A 16,833-nucleotide genomic window follows, 5' to 3' on the forward strand; every position below is an offset into this window, starting at 1 on the left:
GCGCAAAACTGCACCTGTGGGCGCTCGTGAGTTCAAGTAGTGAAAACACAAGCCCCTCTCTGCTTGCCAAGCCTTGACTTTCGATCCACTGGCGGACGAGTGGTTACGGGCGTATGACGCGCAAGTAGACGTACCCAGAAGCCTTCGATCTGGGTATGTTCCTCGCCGTCAGGGCAGCCACCGCGGCCTCAAGGAGTCGAGACCCGTGTCGGAAAACAAAGAACCCCACGTAGCGAAGTTCGTTTACGACTTCACCGAGGGCAACAAGGACCTCAAGGATCTCCTCGGTGGCAAGGGCGCCAACCTCGCCGAGATGACCAACCTGGGCCTTCCCGTCCCTCCGGGCTTCACCATCACCACCGAGGCCTGCAAGGTCTACCTCGACAGCGGCGAGGAGCCCGCGGCACTGCGTGACGAGGTGAGTGCGCACCTCGACGCCCTCGAGCAGAAGATGGGCAAGAAGCTCGGCCAGGCCGACAATCCCCTCCTCGTCTCCGTCCGCTCCGGCGCCAAGTTCTCCATGCCCGGCATGATGGACACCGTCCTGAACATCGGCCTCTCCGACAAATCGGTGCAGGGCCTGGCCAAGCAGGCCGGCGACGAGCGCTTCGCCTGGGACTCCTACCGGCGCCTCATCCAGATGTTCGGCAAGACCGTCCTCGGCGTCGACGGCGACCTCTTCGAGGAGGCCCTCGAGGCGGCCAAGGCGGCCAAGAAGGTCACCGTCGACACGGACCTCGAAGCGGCCGACCTGAAGAAGCTGGTCACCAAGTTCAAGAAGATCGTCAAGACCGAGGCCGGCCGGGACTTCCCGCAGGACCCGCGCGAGCAGATGGACCTCGCCATCAAGGCGGTCTTCGACTCCTGGAACGGCGACCGCGCCAAGCTCTACCGCCGCCAGGAGCGCATCCCGCACGACCTCGGCACCGCCGTCAACGTCTGCTCGATGGTCTTCGGCAACCTGGGCCCCGACTCCGGCACCGGCGTCGCCTTCACCCGCGACCCCGCCTCCGGCCACCAGGGCGTCTACGGCGACTACCTGCAGAACGCGCAGGGCGAGGACGTGGTCGCGGGCATCCGCAACACCGTGCCGCTCGCCGAGCTGGAGAACATCGACAAGAAGTCGTACGACCAGCTCATGCAGATCATGGAGACCCTGGAGAACCACTACAAGGATCTCTGCGACATCGAGTTCACCATCGAGCGCGGCCAGCTGTGGATGCTGCAGACCCGCGTCGGCAAGCGCACCGCCGGTGCCGCCTTCCGCATCGCCACCCAGCTGGTGGACCAGGGCCTGATCGACGAGACCGAGGCGCTCCAGCGCGTCAACGGCGCCCAGCTCGCCCAGCTGATGTTCCCCCGCTTCGACGAGCACGCCAAGACCGAGCAGGTCGGCCGGGGCATCGCGGCCTCGCCGGGCGCGGCGGTCGGCAAGGCGGTCTTCGACTCCTACACCGCCGTCAAGTGGTCCCGCTCGGGCGAGAAGGTCATCCTGGTCCGCCGCGAGACCAACCCCGACGACCTGGACGGCATGATCGCGGCCGAGGGCATCCTCACCTCGCGCGGCGGCAAGACCTCCCACGCGGCCGTCGTGGCGCGCGGCATGGGCAAGACCTGTGTCTGCGGCGCCGAGGAGCTGGAGGTCGACACCAAGCGGCGCCGGATGACGGTCCCGGGCGGGCACGTCGTCGAGGAGGGCGACGTCATCTCCATCGACGGCTCGACGGGCAAGGTGTACCTGGGCGAGGTCCCGGTGGTCCCGTCCCCGGTCGTGGAGTACTTCGAGGGCCGGATGCACGCCGGCGCCGACGACGCGGACGAGCTGGTCGAGGCGGTCCACCGCATCATGGCCTTCGCCGACCGCAAGCGCCGCCTGCGCGTGCGCGCCAACGCCGACAACGCCGAGGACGCGCTGCGCGCCCGTCGCTTCGGCGCCCAGGGCATCGGCCTGTGCCGTACGGAGCACATGTTCCTCGGCGACCGCCGCGAGCTGGTGGAGCGGCTGATCCTGGCCGACACCGAAGCCGAGCGCGAGGAGTCCCTCAAGCAGCTCCTGCCGCTGCAGAAGAAGGACTTCGTCGAGCTCTTCGAGGCGATGGACGGCCTGCCGGTCACCATCCGCCTCCTCGACCCGCCGCTGCACGAGTTCCTGCCCGACATCACCGAGCTGTCGGTGCGCGTGGCGCTGGCGGAGTCCCGCCAGGAGCCGCACGAGAACGAACTGCGCCTGCTCCAGGCGGTCCACCGTCTGCACGAGCAGAACCCCATGCTGGGCCTTCGGGGCGTACGCCTCGGCCTGGTCATCCCGGGTCTGTTCACCATGCAGGTCCGGGCCATCGCCGAGGCCGCGGCCGAGCGCAAGAACGCCAAGGGCGACCCGCGCGCCGAGATCATGATCCCGCTGGTCGGCACGGTCCAGGAGCTGGAGATCGTCCGCGACGAGGCCGACCAGGTCATCGCCGAGGTCGAGGCCGCCACCGGCGTTCGCCTGAAGCTGGCGATCGGCACGATGATCGAGCTGCCGCGCGCCGCGCTGACCGCCGGTCAGATCGCCGAGGCGGCGGAGTTCTTCTCCTTCGGCACGAACGACCTCACCCAGACGGTGTGGGGCTTCAGCCGGGACGACGTGGAGGCGAGCTTCTTCACGGCCTACCTGGAGAAGGGCATCTTCGGCGTCAGCCCCTTCGAGACGATCGACAAGGACGGCGTCGGCTCCCTGGTGAAGGCGGCGGCGAAGGCGGGCCGCGAAACACGTCCCGACCTGAAGCTCGGCGTCTGCGGCGAGCACGGCGGCGACCCGGAGTCGGTCCACTTCTTCCACGAGGCCGGGCTCGACTACGTCTCCTGCTCCCCGTTCCGCATCCCGGTCGCCCGCCTGGAAGCGGGCCGCGCGGCCACCCAGTCGGAGGGCAGCGACCACCGCTGACCCGCTGCCGAGAACCCCGGAGCCGTCGCTTGTCACCCGACCCTCACCGATCGGCGGCGGCTCCGGCGCACGAAAGAGAAGGGGCGGCACCCTGTGCGGGGGTGCCGCCCCTTCGTGCATCATCTGCGGAGACTGTCAAGCTAAGTCGCTGAGCAGGCGGAACAGCGTTTGGTGGCGTTGGTTGCCGTTGAACCCGCGCGAGGGTGTTGTGCCCTCGTTGTGCCCTCCGGGCACGGCTGGGGCCCCCTGTCGCGCGTTACCACAGGACGCTCCCGCCGTTCGGCCTGGTCACGCAGCTAGCGCCAGTCGGAGGGGTTGCTGTACTTCGCCGCTGTACTGCAACGGCTCCGGAGGCCGCTTCGGACCTGGGCAACACGGCAGGTCACGGCCCTGCACGCGGCAGTTGAGGGTGGACGAGTCCGCGGATAGTCCACGGCTGGTTGAGCACCGCTTTAGGAGATCATCCGGACGATCTACTGGCCTGGGCTGAGGTCTCTCCGCCTGCTCCGACTGGTGCGCGGTTGGTTCTCCTAGTACGGCAACGTCCGCTGCTGTCGCCGTCAAGAGTGCCGTCAGGCCAAGGAGTCGGAGCTGCGGTTTCGTCCGGCACCCCCCGCGAACGGGTCAGCCGATGACGATGGTGCGCAAGCCATCAGCTTGGGAAGCTCGGGTCTTATGGGGACGATGACCGCACCGACCTGCGGTTCGAACAGTGCTCCACCGGTCCTCAGCCGGCTGGCCGACGACGTCCGTCGGAGCAAGCCGCGCCAGCGGAAACGTCGGCGAGGCCTTGCACGATGACACTCGGCGAAACTACTCAGAGGAGGGTGTTTTGACGACGCTCATCGGGCTTCTCGGTGCGATTCTCGGTGTCTTGGCCGGGGCTATCGCCACTTACCTGACGGCGCGATCAAACATGCGACTAGAACTTGAGCACTCATATGACACAAATCTGCGAGACAAGAGGTTGGCGTGCTATCAAAAGCTTTTCCATATCTCTAAATGCCTGCCTCGATACTGGCGGCCAGGTGAAGATCCGACGAGGCAGGACTTGCTGCAGTTCAGCCAAGACTTCCATGATTGGTATTTTGGCGAGGATGCGGGAGGAATGTTCCTCACTCCGGCTGCAAAGAATGTTTACATGCGAATGCAGAACATGCTTGCGGAGGCGGCGCGTCCTACGGCGAGCGATAGCGGAGAAGAGTCTCCGCTATCAGTCACCGAGTCACAGACTATTCGTGACCTAGCCAGCGAACTACGACATCAGCTCGCCGAGGATGTTGGGGCTGCGAACCCTCCCCGCCTACGCTGGACGCGACTGGGTCCGACGCTCCAGCCGCCCACGAGCGTGGGCGCTAGGTCAGGCGACCCGTCGGAGCTGCTTTGGCGCGAGTGATCATGGCCCGGTCATCGCTCCGTCGACCTTCGCGACGCCCTGGAACGTCTGCACCAGCATCCTGAAGATGGCCCATCAAGAGGGGATCATCCCGAAGTACCCGTGGGAAGGGCTGAAGCCCCCCGAGGTCTTCTGTCCGGAGATTCACCCGCTCCACCCGGAGGCAGTGAAGGCGCTGATCGTGACCGCATCTCCCCGGTACCGCGCCTTGGTGCGGCAGGCTGCATCGACGGGTCTGCGGCAGGGCGAGTTGTTCGGGCTGGAGGACGAAGAGCCTGCCGAGACCGTGACCGTCAAGCAGCAACTGATCGGTCCAGACAAGGGGGTGCCGTACCTCGGGGAGCCGAAGACCAAGCAGAGCTACCGGTCTGTTCCCCAAGGGCGTTCGGTCGTAGGCGAGATCGCCCGGCATCGAGAGGAGTTCCCGCCGCGGGTCGTCTACATAGAGGATCGGACGAACCCGAGAAAGCCCGTGTGGCGCCACGCTCGCTTGCTCTACACCAGCGCGACCGGTGGGGCGATCCGGCGTGGCAGGTGGGCGAAGGTGTGGGCCCGCAACGTCAAGCGGGCGAACACCTACTTGAAGAAGTCCGGCAGCAAGGTCCGTGTCCCCGAGGACACGACCCTTCACGATCTGCGACACTTCTACGCCTCGGTCCTGATCAAGAACGGGGCGACACCGAAGCAGGTACAGATGAGGCTTGGCCACGCTGAGCCATCGATCACGCTGAACGTCTACACCCACCTGTGGGAGGCGGAGGCGGACCGAACCGCCGACATGATGGAGGCGGTCCTGAGCGATGTGCCCTGACTGTGCCCTCTGACGTCCCGGTATGGCCGACTCCCCAGGTCAGGGAGTCGGCCATACACCCTGTGCGGGGTGCCGCCCCTTCGTGTGCCCTCACATCGGGTGGCTTCGCTACTCCCGGCCTCCGGCACCGGCCGAGTGCTCGACGGTCGCGCGCGAGGGGATCCTCCGACGCGCGGACGGGCGTTCAGGCGTCCGGCGTGCACCCGGCGTGGACAGGCCGCGGATGCTCCCGCTCGGCGCGGCCGACCTCCGCCTCGCCAACGCGGTCAGGCGCTTCTCAGCCCACGCTGAGCCAAGCCGAGGGCGACAGTACCGAAATCCGTGCCGATGTACTCGAGCTCCGTCGCGCTATGTGCCCCAGCCCCCCACACATACACCGGAGCTTCACCCTCCGCGCTCATTCGACTGGTGTCGAGAGTGAAGTATCCGCCCATTCCATCGGGCCGGAACGCGACCAGGTGGGACGGCATACCCGTGGACTCCCTGAGGTCAAAGGTCTCGGTTACCGCTCCCAGCAGCTGGCTGTCACGGACGACGACGCCGTAGATTTCCTCTCCTGCCACATAACAGTCCCCCAGCTCCCGCAGGAAGAATTTATAAGACTCGGGGAAGGTGACGCCCAGTTGTCGTTCTGCTTCCGCGATCTCGGCTTCCGAGCATCCGCCTGCGAAAATAGACTCATCAGGATTCTCGCGAAAAAGCTGCACGAACTGTTCCGCTTCCCTAATTCCCATCGCGGCTCTCCAGGTATGCTTTTGCTCGGTCTTTCCAATACTGCTTGCGCCAGAGGTCGAATTCTTCCCGGTTTATCCCGGACGGAATATCTGTTCCTGACTTCCAGTGCAGTTGATGATAGTTGCCGAAATGTAGGCTGTGGGTAACTTCCGCCATCGGGCCGTCTTGCGTCTGAAGCATGTGGTGGACATTCATGGGTTTTCCATCAGGGCCGAGAGGGGCGAGTCCCTGCTGCATGCGCGGCGAGCCCAAGGCGGGTAAAGACCATTGATCGCTGCACGGCTGGGCGGGGCTGAACCCTCCGCGGGGGTTGTCGCGTCATCTCGGCAGGTCCGCGAGTCCGCACCCTAGGGTGAAGGCTGCAACCTCGACCACGGAGAGCGACAGCGGAGAGGGTGGGGCATGCCCGACTGGACCACGACCGACATCCCCGAACTCACCGGTCGCCTCGCCGTCGTCACCGGCGCCAACAGCGGGATCGGGTATGTCACCGCGCTCGAGCTCGTCCGCAAGGGGGCTCGGGTGGTGCTCGCGTGTCGGAACGAGGCGCGGGGGAGGGCGGCCGTCGAGCGGATCAGGGAGGAAGCGCCTGAGGGGGCCGCCGAGTTGGGGCTGCTGGACCTCGGGGACCTGGCGTCCGTACGGGAGTTCGCGGACGGTCTGCGCCACGACCGGCTCGATCTGCTCGTCAACAACGCCGGGGTGATGGCGCTGCCGTACGGGACGACGGCCGACGGGTTCGAGACGCAGTTCGGCGTCAACCACCTGGGCCACTTCGCCCTCACCGGTCTGCTGTTGCCCAGGCTGCTCGCCGCGCCCGGTGCCCGGATCGTGACCGTGTCCAGCATGATGCACGCGCTGGCCAACATCGACCCCGCCGACCTCAACGGCACGCGACACTATCGCCGTTGGATCGCCTACGCCCGTTCGAAGACCGCCAACCTGCTGTTCACGCACGAGCTGGCGCGCCGGCTGGCGGCACACGGGGCAGATGTGGTGGCCGCCGCGGCGCACCCCGGATACGCGGCCACCAACCTCCAGACCGCCGGCCCCCGGGCCGAGGCGCGCCGGGTCGCCGAGCGGTTCATGGAGCTGGGCAACCGGGTCATCGCGCAGCCGGCCGAGGCGGGCGCCCTGCCCACGCTCTACGCGGCGACCGCCCCCGGCGTGCGGCCCGACGCCTTCGTCGGTCCCTCCTTCGCGATGTGGCGGGGTGCGCCGGCGCCGTCCCGGCGGGCGTCGTGGACGCTCGACGACGCGATGGGAGTGCGGCTCTGGGAGGAGTCCGAGCGGCTGACCGGGGTCACGTACGACGCGCTGGAAGCGTGACGCGTCAGAGCGACCCGCCGCTGTCCACCACCAGGTCCGTGCCGACGACGGACGCCGCGTCGGCGGAGGCGAGATACAGGACGGCGGCGGCCACCTCCTCGGTGGCCGCGATCCGGCCGAGCGGGAGGGCGGCCTTGGCGCGCTCGGTCCGCCCGGCCTCCGTCTCGTCGGGGCGCAGGGACATGGGCGTGTCGGTGGCCCCGGGGCTGACCACGTTGATGCGGACGCCGTCGCGGATACGCGGGCGGAGGACGGTGAGCACCACCCCTGCGCCCGCGTACGCGTCAGGGCATCGGCGTCAGGCGGCCCGCACCTCGTACGCGGCCACCCGCACCGACTCGTCGTCCAGGCACTCCCCGGTGGCCAGGTCGAAGCGCTGCTTCAGCAGCGGGGAGGCGACGAACGGACGGCCCTCATGGGTGCCGGTGAGGCCGCGGGAGAGGACCGCCGCGCCGACGAACGGGTCCCGGTTGTCGATGCCGTACAGGTTGCCGTTGCGGTCGCGGAACAGGGCGACCTGGCGGCCGTCCGGCAGCAGCGCGGCCACGCCCCTGCCCGGGGTCAGGGCGCTGAGGTCGCAGACCGTGAACCAGTCGCCGTCGAGCTGGAGCTGGACCTTGAGGTCGGTCGTCTCGAGTGCCAGGGTCATCGCTGGGCGCTTCCTTCCAGAATGTCTTCGGTGGGGCGCATGCCGATCGACAGCAGGGGCAGGTCGGGCTTCATCTGGTCGCGCTCGGGGACGAAGCCGACGACCGGGTCGGGGGTGTCCGGAGCGTTCACGAAGGACACGAACCGGGCGAGCTTCTCGGGGTCGTTGATGGTCTCGGCCCACTCGTCGCGGTAGTTGCCGACGTGCGCCTGCATCAGCGCCTCCAGCTCCTCGCAGATGCCGAGCGAGTCGTGCACCACCACGTCCCGTACGTGGTCCAGGCCGCCAGGGATCCGCTCCAGCCAGGTGGAGGTGCGCTCCAGGCGGTCGGCGGTGCGGATGTAGAACATCAGGAACCGGTCGATCAGGCGGATCAGTTCGGCGTCCGACAGGTCCTGGGCCAGCAGGTCCGCGTGGCGCGGGGTCGCGCCGCCGTTGCCGCCGACGTAGAGGTTCCAGCCGTTGGCGGTGGCGATCACGCCGAAGTCCTTCGACTGGGCCTCCGCGCACTCGCGCTGGCAGCCGGAGACCGCCGACTTGAGCTTGTGCGGCGACCTGAGCCCCCGGTAGCGCAGCTCCAGGTCGATCGCCATCCGGACCGAGTCCTGGACGCCGTACCGGCACCAGGTCTGGCCCACGCAGGACTTCACGGTGCGCAGCGCCTTGCCGTAGGCGTGGCCGGACTCGAAGCCGGCGTCGACCAACCGGGCCCAGATCAGCGGGAGCTGCTCGACGCGGGCGCCGAACATGTCGATCCGCTGGCCGCCGGTGATCTTCGTGTAGAGGCCGAAGTCGCGGGCGATCTCACCGATCACGATCAGCTTCTCCGGGGCGATCTCGCCGCCGGGGATGCGCGGGACGACGGAGTACGAGCCGTTCTTCTGCAGGTTGGCGAGGAAGTGGTCGTTGCTGTCCTGAAGGGCCGCCTGCTCGCCGTCCAGGACGTAGCCGCTCGCGCCGATCGTCGGGGCGAGGGAGGCGATGATCGAGGCCACCGTCGGCTTGCAGACCTCGCAGCCGTCGCCGCCCCGGGCGCCCTCGCGGCCGTACCGGTCCAGCAGGTCCTGGTAGGAGGTGATGCGCAGGGCGAGGACGATCTCGTACAGCTCCTCGCGGGTCTGCCCGAAGCAGCCGCACAGGCCCTTGTCGACCTCGACGCCGCTCGCCTCCAGCTCGGCGGTGACCAGCTGGCCCAGCACCTTGACGCAGGAGCCGCAGCCGGTACCGGCCTTGGTGCACTTCTTCACCTCGGGCACGGTGGTGCACTGGTGGTCGGTGACCGCGCCGCGGATGATGCCCTTGCTGACGTTGTGACAGGAGCAGATGATCGCGTCGTCCGGCAGCGCGGACGGGCCGAGCTGGGCGGACTCTCCGGCACCGGCGGGCAGCACCAGCGACTCCGGCGAGACCGGCGGGATGGAGCCGGTGAAGGCGCGCAGCGTGCCGTACGCCTCCGCGTCGCCGACCAGGATGCCGCCGAGCAGGGTGCCGTCGCGGCCGATGACCAGCTTCTTGTACAGGCCCGCGCGGGAGTCGGAGTAGACGACGTCCAGGCAGTCCTCGGTGGTGCCGTGCGCGTCACCGAAGGAGGCCACGTCCACGCCGAGCAGCTTCAGCTTGGTGGACAGGTCGGCGCCGGTGAAGGAGGCCTCGTCGGCGGCGATCGTGGCGGCGGCCGTCTCGGCCTGCTCGTAACCCGGGGCCACCAGGCCGTACACCCGGCCGTCCGCCGCCAGCGCGCACTCGCCGATCGCGAACACGTGCGGGTCGGTGACCGTGCGGCACTGCTCGTCGACCGTGATGCCGCCGCGCTCGCCGACCGTGAGGCCGCAGTCGCGGGCGAGCTGGTCGCGGGGGCGGACACCGGCGGAGAACACCACCATGTCGGTGGCGAGTTCGGAGCCGTCGGACAGCTTCATGCCGTTGACCGCGCCGTCCTCACCGACGAGGATCTCCTGCGTGCCGACCCCGGTGTGGACGCTCAGGCCCATGTCCTCGATGGTGCGCAGCAGCGCGGCGCCACCGCCCTCGTCGACCTGCACCGGCATCAGACGCGGCGCGAACTCCACGATGTGGGAGGTCAGTCCGAGGCCCTTGAGCGCGCCCGCGGCTTCGAGGCCGAGGAGGCCGCCGCCGACCACCGCGCCGGTCGTCGCCTTCGACTTCGCGTACTCCTCGATCGCGAGGAGATCCTCGATGGTGCGGTAGACGAAGCAGCCCTCGGCGTCCTTGTTCGGAACCGGCGGGACGAAGGGGTAGGAGCCGGTGGCCAGGACGAGGGTGTCGTACTCGACGACCAGCCCGGACCGGGCGGTCACCTTCTTCGCCTCGCGGTCGATCGCCTCCGCCGGGTCGCCCACGTACAGCTCGATGCCGTGGTCCTTGATGAACTCCATGTCGGTCATGGAGAGTTCCTCGGGCGTCGTGCCCGAGAAGTACGAGGTGAGCTGCACGCGGTCGTACGCGGGACGCGGCTCCTCGCACAGCACGACCACGCGGTGCGTGGCGGTCAGGCCGCGCTCGGCGAGCGCTTCGAGGAAGCGCTGGCCGACCATGCCATGGCCGACGAGCACGATCGTGGGGCGGGGGCGGTCCCCAACAAGTGCGGTCGTGGACATCAGGAGCCTCCATCATTGGTGAGCAGGTGGAGCAGGGGGCCGCCGTCCGTGGGGAGCGGCTCTGCTCCCTCCCAGGCGCGGGCGAGCGCGCCGACGGTGCCGAGTTCGCCGACCAGGACGCCGCCGACCAGGCGGTCGTCGCGGACGACGACCTTGCGGTAGGTGCCCCGGGTGGCATCGGCGAGCTGCACGACGTCGTCGCCGGGGAGCGGCTCGGGCTCCCCGAAGGCGGCGAGGTCGAAGGGGGAGTCCTGCCCGGTCAGGGTGAGCCGGGTCAGGGAGCGGGTGCCGGTGTACCGGGCGTCGGCGCGCCCGGCGAGCAACTCGGCCAGCGCCTCGGCCTGTTCGAGGGCCGGGGTGGCGAGGCCGTACACCGTGCCGTTGTGCTGGGCGCAGTCGCCGATCGCGTGGATGTGCGGGTCGGAGGTGCGCAGTTCGTCGTCGACGAGGATGCCCTTGTGGACGGCGAGTCCGGCGTCCTGGGCGAGACCGGTGCGCGGGTGCACACCGCAGGCCAGGACCACCAGGTCGGCGTCGAGGGCGTAGCCGTCGGCCATCTCCACCGAGCGGACCGCGCCGGCGACGCAGCGCACGTCCCGCACCCGGCACTCGGTGTGCACCTCGACGCCCAGGTCCTTCAGGTGGCGCCGGACGAGCTTGGAGGCGCCCGGGTCGAGCTGGCGCTCCATCAGCCGCTCGGACTGCTGGGCGAGCACGACCTGCGCGCCGCGCAGCGCGAGCGCCCGGGCCGCGGACACGCCGAGCAGTCCGCCGCCGATGACGACCGCCCGCACACCCGGCCGGACCGCCTTGGACAGGCCCAGGCAGTCGTCCATGGTGCGGAACGCGTGGACCCCCTCGGGCAGTTCGTGGTCGGGGGTGAACAGGCCGCGCAGCGGCGGAAGTACCGGGTTGGAGCCGGTGGCCAGGACGAGCGTGTCGTACGCGATCACCGAGCCGTCCGCGCACCGCAGCTGACGTGCCGCGCGGTCGATGCCGGTGACCCGGGTGCGCACGAGGCCGTCGGGCGACGGCAGCGCGATCACCTCGGGGGCGTAGCGGCCGGCCAGCACCTCGGCGAGGAGCACCCGGTTGTACGGGCGGTGCTCCTCCTCGCCGACGAGCAGCGCGGGCGTGCCGAGCTCACCGAGCCGCCGGGCGAGACGTACGCCCGCGAGGCCGGCGCCGATCACCACCACACGCGTATTCGAGGTCATGTCCTTGAGCGTGCGGTGCCGACGTTACCCGGCCGCATCGCATCTGTTTCCCGCGAGGAACGCTGCCCTCAGCGGGGGCGGACCGGGAGTGTGAGGGCTTTGGGCGCGCGTCAAGGGAGGTCTGTGAGGTGGGGCCGGCCGAACCACCGGGTTGCGTGCAGGCACCATCGTGTACGACGTGCGCGGGCGGAAGTTCGGAGGAGGCGGATCTCCGCAGCTCACGCTCGGGGGGAAGTCTCATGGACGGCGCCTTGGACATCAAGGTCCGGGACACGGCCGTCGTACGGGTCCGGCAGGTCGCCCGCGGGCCCTTCGCGGCCGGCACCGGCGGCGGGCCGTCTTGCGGTGCACGCCCTGCCGGTCGCTGTGGCGTACGTCCCACTGGCGCTGCCGACGGGGCGCCGGCGGCGCGGGCCGGTGCGGCCGGGCGGCCTGGGAGGCCGCCGCTTCGGCCTCTAACGGCTCGCCGTCAGATGCGCGAACACGACCACGTTCCCCTGATACCCGGTCACCTTCGAGTAGCCCCCGCCGCAGGTGATCACCCGCAGCTCGGGGCGCCTGGCCGCGCCGTAGACCTTCTCGTCGGGGAAGTCGCGCGCGGAGTAGACCTCCACCGCGTCCACGGTGAACACGGCCACGCTCCCGTCCTGCCGGTCCACCTCGATGGCGGCGCCGCGTCTGAGGGCGCCGAGGTCGTAGAAGACGGCGGGGCCCTCGGTGTTGTCGACGTGGCCGGCGACGATGGCGGTGCCCCGCTCGCCCGGGGTGGTGCCGGCCTCGTACCAGCCGGCGAGGTTCTTGTTCCCCGCAGGCGGCACGTCCAGGCTGCCCGAACTCGTCAGGCCCAGGCCCATCAGGGGAGCGTTCACGCGGATCGCGGGGATCCGGATGCGAGTGGGCGGCGACGGCGCCAGCGCGGGGAACGCGAGCCGTTCCTCGCCCGGGTCCGGGCGGCCCTCGGCGGCGGACGGCTGGGGCGGCGCGTGCGTCCCGGAGCCGCTGCCCAGCAGCCACACCCCGGAGCCCAGGGCGACGACGGTGACCGCGGCTATCGCGGTGTCCCCGATCCTGCGCATGTGTACCCCTTCCCGGAACTGGACCCCTTCCCCCTCCGGGCCGCGAGGGGCATCGGACCCGGAGGGGGCGGGACGTGCGGTACCGGCGGACGGACAGCGGAGGGTGTCCGTCAGATCCCGTCGCCTCTCGCCCGGCGATGCAGGAGCCAGGTACCGCCCGCGGCGGCGACGGCCAGAGCCGCCACGCCCGCCGCGGTCTGCACGGGGTCGGGACCGAGTGCGCCGCCGACCCCCGTCTTCACGCTTCCTCGCGGCTGCACCTGGTCGCCCGCCGTGGCCACCGCCACCACCAGGTCGCCCGTCAGCCGCTTGTCGCCCTCGGCGCACCGCGCGACGATCTCGTACGTCCCCGGCTGCGCGCTCGGCGGCACGCGGAACTGCCCGATCGCCTCGCCCTCGTGCGTACTGGGCGCCAGTGTGAAGGTGCCGGCGCCCACCGCGGTCGCGTCCCCGGCCGCCGTGCCCCGGCCCCCGCACGCCGCCGTGTTCACCGTGACCGTGCCGCCGGGTGCCGCGGTGGACGGGTACACGTCCAGTCCGCTGGTGTTCCCGGCGTACGCAGGGGCGGTGACCAGCCCGGTGGTGGCGACGGCGAGCGCGGTACCGGTCAGCAGACGGGCGGTGCGGCGCATGGTGCTCCCTCGAGCTCGTCGGACACGTGCTGTGCCCTTCCGAGGTAAGTGGCACACGGCCACGCGCGCTTGCCGAGAAGACACCGGCGATGGGATGAACGGGTGTCGCCCGCGGCCCCCGCCGGGGGCATCGGGGGCGTGTTCGGGCAGGTCACGGGCGTGCGAGGGGTCCCGGTGAAGAGCACCCGAACGGGCGGGCGGCGCGGGTAACTCGTCTAGGGGCTTCCATCGGAAACCCCCGGGTCACAGCACTGTCGCGGCAACCGCAGCGCAAGCCCGTCCAGGACGACGTCCAGGCCGTAGGCGAACGTGGCGTCGCGCACCCTCACGGGGTCCTCCGTGGCGGCGGACGCCTCGGCACAGGACTCGGTGAGGTGGCCGTGGCCGGCCGCGGCCTGCCGGGCGGCGGGCAGCAGCCGGGCGTCGGCTCGGCCCTGAACGACACTGTCCAGCAGGCCCGCACCGTCCTGGGCATCGCGATCCTCGGCTCGCTGATGACCAGCGGCTACACGAACCGTATGCCCTCCACCGCCCCCACGGCGGCCCGCCGGTTTCATCGCGGGCGCGTTCACGACGGCCGACCCGGGCCTCCTGCACACGGCCCGCGAGGCCTTCACGTCCTCGATGTCGGCCACCTTCACCCTCAGCGCGATCGGCGTCCCGGCCGCCGCGGTCCCGGCGACCCTGGTCATGCCTGACCCCGAGCCGGAGCGGCCGGCCGAGACCCCGGAGCAGGAGCCCGAACCGGTCGCCTGACCCACCCGCACCGCACGACGGGACGACGAAGGCCGGCACCCCGCAGGGGGCGCCGGCCTCCGGCGTCGGAGGCGCCGGGTCAGTTGACGTTGACGGCGCTCCAGGCCGCCGCCACCGCGTTGTACTCCGTACTGCCCGAGCCGTACAGGTCCTTCGCCGCGTTCAGGGTCGCCGTCCGCGCCCCCGCGTAGTTCGTCGAGGAGGTCATGTAGACCGTCAGCGCCCGGTACCAGATCTTGCCGAGCTTGTCGCGGCCGATGCCCGTGACCGTCGAGCCGTTGGACGTCGGGGAGTTGTAGCTGACCCCGTTGATGGTCTTCGCCCCGCTGCCCTCCGCGAGGAGGTAGGCGAAGTGGTTGGCGACTCCCGACGAGTAGTGGACGTCGAGATTCCCGACCGACGAACTCCAGTAGTCCGCCGAGCTGCCGTCCTTGGAGGGCTTGTCCATGAAGCGGAGCGCCGCCTTGCCGAAGCCGGAGCGGACGATCTTCTCGCCGATCAGGTAGTCGCCCTGGTCGGAGGAGTTGTTCGCGTACCACTCCACCAGCGTGCCGAGGATGTCCGAGGTCGCCTCGTTGAGCCCGCCGGACTCGCCCGAGTAGGTCAGCGCGGCCGTCTTGGAGGTGACCCCGTGCGTCATCTCGTGGCCCGCCACGTCCAGCGCCACCAGCGGGCCGAGGTTCGTGCCGTCACCGTCGCCGTACGTCATGCAGAAGCAGCTGTCGTCCCAGAAGGCGTTGTTGTAGCTGCTGCCGTAGTGGACGCGGTTGTACGAGCCCTTGCCGTCGTTCGCGATGCCGTTGCGGCCGTGGACGCTCCTGTAGTAGTCCCAGGTCTCGTCGGTGCCGTACTGGGCGTCCACCGCCGCCGTGGACCGGTCGGCGGTCGTGCCCGTGCCCCAGTGGTTGTCGGTGTCCGTGAACAGGGTCGCGGGGGCCCGGCTGAAGCAGATGCCGAAGATGCACAGGTCGGTCTTGTTCGCGGCGTCGCCGGTGTAGGTGTTGCCGCGGGTGGGGTCCTTCAGCTGGTACGAGGACCCCGACTGGGTGGTCTCCAGCGGCACCGTGCCGCTGTACAGCGACCTGCCGTCACCGGTCGCCGTCTCGATGCTGTCCCAGGCGTCGATCTGCGCACCCGTGCGGGCGTCCGTCAGCACGGTGCGGGCGGCCGGGTTGCCGAGCGAGTCCTTGCCGACGGCGTTGGTACGCCAGGCCAGCCTCGACGCGCCGTGCAGGGCGTCGACGACCAGCTCGGGCCTGGCCTTCACCTGCTTCAGGCTCTCGCCGAGGTTCGCGGCGCGCAGCGCGTTCACCGCGAGGTCGGCGGCCTTGGGGGCGGACACCGTCGGGGTGATGGAGGAGAGGGATATCGCGCTCCTCGTCGCGCGGTCGGCGCTGCGGTACGTGCCGTTCGGGGCCAGGTGGACCACGAAGTCACCGCCCAGAACGGGCAGTTGGCGGTAGGTGCGGTCGTAGCGGACGTGCTGGGTGCCGTCCTTGTCGACGATCACGTCCCGGACCGTGGTGTCCTGCGCGGTGGAGAGTCCCAGGCCGGTGGCGTGGGCCACGAGCGCCGACGCGGCGTTCTCGATCGCGGTGGCCCGGGTCGGTCTGCCGTCGGCGTGCGCGGCGGGGGAGAGCGCCGCGGCCAGCAGCGTTGCGGTGGTGGCGGCGATGCCGGCCGTGGCGAGACGGGATCCTCGGTTCTGCCGTGTCCGACTCATCGGTCTCCTAGGGGAGGCGCCTGGAAGGCGTGGGGGTGGCGCGCTGATGTCCCTGAGATTTAAGGGGCCCTGACATGTCATGTCCATAGCGCCCGCGCGGAGATGTGTGGGGAGTCGGAGGGGGTCCAGAATCGTTTCTGTGACCCTGCCGTTCTTCGTCTACGGAACCTTGCGCCCCGGCGAGGGCAACCATGACGTGTTCCTGCGCGGCCGCACGCTGTCCGAGGAACCGGCCCGCCTGGAGGGCGCGGTGCTGTACGGCGGACCCGGTTATCCCTACGCCGTGGAGCAGCCCGGCGGAACGGTGCGCGGGGAACTGGTGACGCCGCTGCCGGAGAAGTACGGCGAGCTGCTGGTCGCGCTGGACCGCCTGGAGGAGTACGCGCCCGGGGATGCCCGGAACCTGTACGAACGGGTGCGGAGGCGGGTGGTCCGCGAGGCCGACGGGGTCGCGGTGCGTGCCTGGGTCTACGTCGCCGCACCCCCGGTCGCGGCGCGACTGCGCGAGCGGGGCACGCGGATCGAAGGCGGTGACTGGCTGGTCGGACGCTAGGCGAGCCGCACCGGCAGCATCCCCGGCGCCTCCGGCACCCGCACCCGCGGATCCGTCCCGTCCCACTCCGCCGACGCACCCGCCCCGGCCGTGTGGAGCACCTCGGCCCGAACGCCCTCCGCCAACTCCCGCACGGGCGGTGCCGCTTCGTCCTCCCCGCCTCCGCGCCACACCGGCACGCAGGTCGCCCCCGGCGCCCGCAGCCCCAGCGCCACCCACGTGTCTGCCCACCCCGGCAGTCCGAGCGGCCGGAAGGGCACCGCATCGGGCAGGCCGGCGCGGATCGCCTTGTGGACCGTCACCGCGTCCCGCACTAGTAGGGCTTGGTCAGGTTTGTATTGCCGTGGTTATGTCGCGGTGGCAGGTGGGGCAGGCGCCGGCCCAGAGGGCGAGGAGTGTCTGCAGTTCGCGG

14 protein-coding genes and 1 pseudogene are annotated in these 16,833 nt (G+C 70.1%); 4 read left to right on the forward strand and 11 right to left on the reverse strand.

All coding sequences use genetic code 11. The features are described from left to right. Positions 1 to 205: 205 nt before the first annotated feature. Both ppdK and ACIBBH_RS33795 read left to right on the forward strand, forming a co-directional pair. The gene (ppdK, locus tag ACIBBH_RS33790; protein ID WP_399411271.1) at positions 206 to 2,926 is read left to right on the forward strand and encodes a pyruvate, phosphate dikinase; all 2,721 of its coding nucleotides are present in this window, start codon (positions 206 to 208) and stop codon (positions 2,924 to 2,926) included. 1,463 nt (positions 2,927 to 4,389) lie between these two features. Beyond that, positions 4,390 to 5,133, forward strand: a complete 744-nt coding sequence (locus ACIBBH_RS33795) for a tyrosine-type recombinase/integrase (RefSeq protein WP_399411273.1) — start codon at positions 4,390 to 4,392, stop codon at positions 5,131 to 5,133. Positions 5,134 to 5,399: 266 nt separating this feature from the next. On the opposite strand, the gene ACIBBH_RS33800 is transcribed toward ACIBBH_RS33795, so the two are convergent. After that, complete coding sequence (locus tag ACIBBH_RS33800; RefSeq protein WP_399411275.1) at positions 5,400 to 5,867, reverse strand: SMI1/KNR4 family protein; 468 nt, start codon at positions 5,865 to 5,867, stop codon at positions 5,400 to 5,402. Further along, positions 5,857 to 6,105 (reverse strand): HNH/ENDO VII family nuclease, encoded by a 249-nt coding sequence (locus ACIBBH_RS33805; RefSeq protein ID WP_399411277.1) that lies wholly within the window; start codon positions 6,103 to 6,105, stop codon positions 5,857 to 5,859. The genes ACIBBH_RS33800 and ACIBBH_RS33805 overlap by 11 nt, the downstream gene beginning before the upstream one ends. A gap of 165 nt (positions 6,106 to 6,270) precedes the next feature. On the opposite strand from ACIBBH_RS33805, the gene ACIBBH_RS33810 reads away from it, so the two are divergent. Further along, complete coding sequence (locus tag ACIBBH_RS33810; RefSeq protein WP_399411279.1) at positions 6,271 to 7,197, forward strand: oxidoreductase; 927 nt, start codon at positions 6,271 to 6,273, stop codon at positions 7,195 to 7,197. Between the two features lie 4 nt (positions 7,198 to 7,201). Here ACIBBH_RS33810 and ACIBBH_RS33815 read toward each other — a convergent pair. The 8 genes and pseudogenes from ACIBBH_RS33815 to ACIBBH_RS33850 all read right to left on the reverse strand — a co-directional run. Continuing rightward, positions 7,202 to 7,435 (reverse strand): annotated as a pseudogene (locus tag ACIBBH_RS33815) (SDR family oxidoreductase); the annotation flags it as partial. A gap of 60 nt (positions 7,436 to 7,495) precedes the next feature. Beyond that, on the reverse strand, positions 7,496 to 7,846 hold the full coding sequence (gene nirD / locus ACIBBH_RS33820) for a nitrite reductase small subunit NirD (protein ID WP_399411281.1): 351 nt from the start codon (positions 7,844 to 7,846) through the stop codon (positions 7,496 to 7,498). Beyond that, entirely contained in the window at positions 7,843 to 10,464 is a 2,622-nt protein-coding gene (nirB, locus tag ACIBBH_RS33825) for a nitrite reductase large subunit NirB (RefSeq protein WP_399411283.1), read from the reverse strand. The genes nirD and nirB overlap by 4 nt, the downstream gene beginning before the upstream one ends. Further along, positions 10,464 to 11,681, reverse strand: coding sequence for an NAD(P)/FAD-dependent oxidoreductase (locus ACIBBH_RS33830; protein WP_399411285.1), 1,218 nt, complete (start codon positions 11,679 to 11,681; stop codon positions 10,464 to 10,466). The genes nirB and ACIBBH_RS33830 overlap by 1 nt, the downstream gene beginning before the upstream one ends. 455 nt (positions 11,682 to 12,136) lie before the next feature. Further along, entirely contained in the window at positions 12,137 to 12,757 is a 621-nt protein-coding gene (locus ACIBBH_RS33835; protein WP_399411287.1) for a class F sortase, read from the reverse strand. A 110-nt stretch (positions 12,758 to 12,867) separates the two neighbouring features. Next, complete coding sequence (locus tag ACIBBH_RS33840) at positions 12,868 to 13,389, reverse strand: hypothetical protein (RefSeq protein ID WP_399411289.1); 522 nt, start codon at positions 13,387 to 13,389, stop codon at positions 12,868 to 12,870. Positions 13,390 to 13,604: 215 nt separating this feature from the next. Continuing rightward, complete coding sequence (locus ACIBBH_RS33845) at positions 13,605 to 14,081, reverse strand: hypothetical protein (protein WP_399411291.1); 477 nt, start codon at positions 14,079 to 14,081, stop codon at positions 13,605 to 13,607. 143 nt (positions 14,082 to 14,224) lie between these two features. Further along, complete coding sequence (locus ACIBBH_RS33850) at positions 14,225 to 15,868, reverse strand: M4 family metallopeptidase (RefSeq protein ID WP_399411293.1); 1,644 nt, start codon at positions 15,866 to 15,868, stop codon at positions 14,225 to 14,227. A 139-nt stretch (positions 15,869 to 16,007) separates the two neighbouring features. Between ACIBBH_RS33850 and ACIBBH_RS33855 the strand changes: the two genes are divergently transcribed. Continuing rightward, a complete protein-coding gene (locus ACIBBH_RS33855) occupies positions 16,008 to 16,421 on the forward strand; it encodes a gamma-glutamylcyclotransferase family protein (RefSeq protein WP_399411295.1) in 414 nt (137 codons plus the stop codon). On the opposite strand, the gene ACIBBH_RS33860 is transcribed toward ACIBBH_RS33855, so the two are convergent. Then, positions 16,418 to 16,723 (reverse strand): hypothetical protein, encoded by a 306-nt coding sequence (locus ACIBBH_RS33860; RefSeq protein WP_399411297.1) that lies wholly within the window; start codon positions 16,721 to 16,723, stop codon positions 16,418 to 16,420. The two genes, ACIBBH_RS33855 and ACIBBH_RS33860, sit on opposite strands and share 4 nt — an antisense overlap. Positions 16,724 to 16,833 lie beyond the last annotated feature (110 nt).

This window comes from Streptomyces sp. NPDC051636 (assembly GCF_044453765.1).
Lineage (GTDB): Bacteria > Actinomycetota > Actinomycetes > Streptomycetales > Streptomycetaceae > Streptomyces.

Excerpts from the sequence above, each read along its gene's own strand:
- ACIBBH_RS33795 (WP_399411273.1), top strand. The coding sequence starts at position 4,390 with ATGGCCCATCAAGAGGGGATCATCCCGAAGTACCCGTGGGAAGGGCTG.
- ACIBBH_RS33800 (WP_399411275.1), bottom strand. The coding sequence starts at position 5,867 with ATGGGAATTAGGGAAGCGGAACAGTTCGTGCAGCTTTTTCGCGAGAAT.
- ACIBBH_RS33805 (WP_399411277.1), bottom strand. The coding sequence starts at position 6,105 with ATGCAGCAGGGACTCGCCCCTCTCGGCCCTGATGGAAAACCCATGAAT.
- ACIBBH_RS33810 (WP_399411279.1), top strand. The coding sequence starts at position 6,271 with ATGCCCGACTGGACCACGACCGACATCCCCGAACTCACCGGTCGCCTC.
- nirD (WP_399411281.1), bottom strand. The coding sequence starts at position 7,846 with ATGACCCTGGCACTCGAGACGACCGACCTCAAGGTCCAGCTCCAGCTC.
- nirB (WP_399411283.1), bottom strand. The coding sequence starts at position 10,464 with ATGTCCACGACCGCACTTGTTGGGGACCGCCCCCGCCCCACGATCGTG.
- ACIBBH_RS33830 (WP_399411285.1), bottom strand. The coding sequence starts at position 11,681 with ATGACCTCGAATACGCGTGTGGTGGTGATCGGCGCCGGCCTCGCGGGC.
- ACIBBH_RS33835 (WP_399411287.1), bottom strand. The coding sequence starts at position 12,757 with ATGCGCAGGATCGGGGACACCGCGATAGCCGCGGTCACCGTCGTCGCC.
- ACIBBH_RS33840 (WP_399411289.1), bottom strand. The coding sequence starts at position 13,389 with ATGCGCCGCACCGCCCGTCTGCTGACCGGTACCGCGCTCGCCGTCGCC.
- ACIBBH_RS33845 (WP_399411291.1), bottom strand. The coding sequence starts at position 14,081 with ATGACCAGGGTCGCCGGGACCGCGGCGGCCGGGACGCCGATCGCGCTG.
- ACIBBH_RS33850 (WP_399411293.1), bottom strand. The coding sequence starts at position 15,868 with ATGAGTCGGACACGGCAGAACCGAGGATCCCGTCTCGCCACGGCCGGC.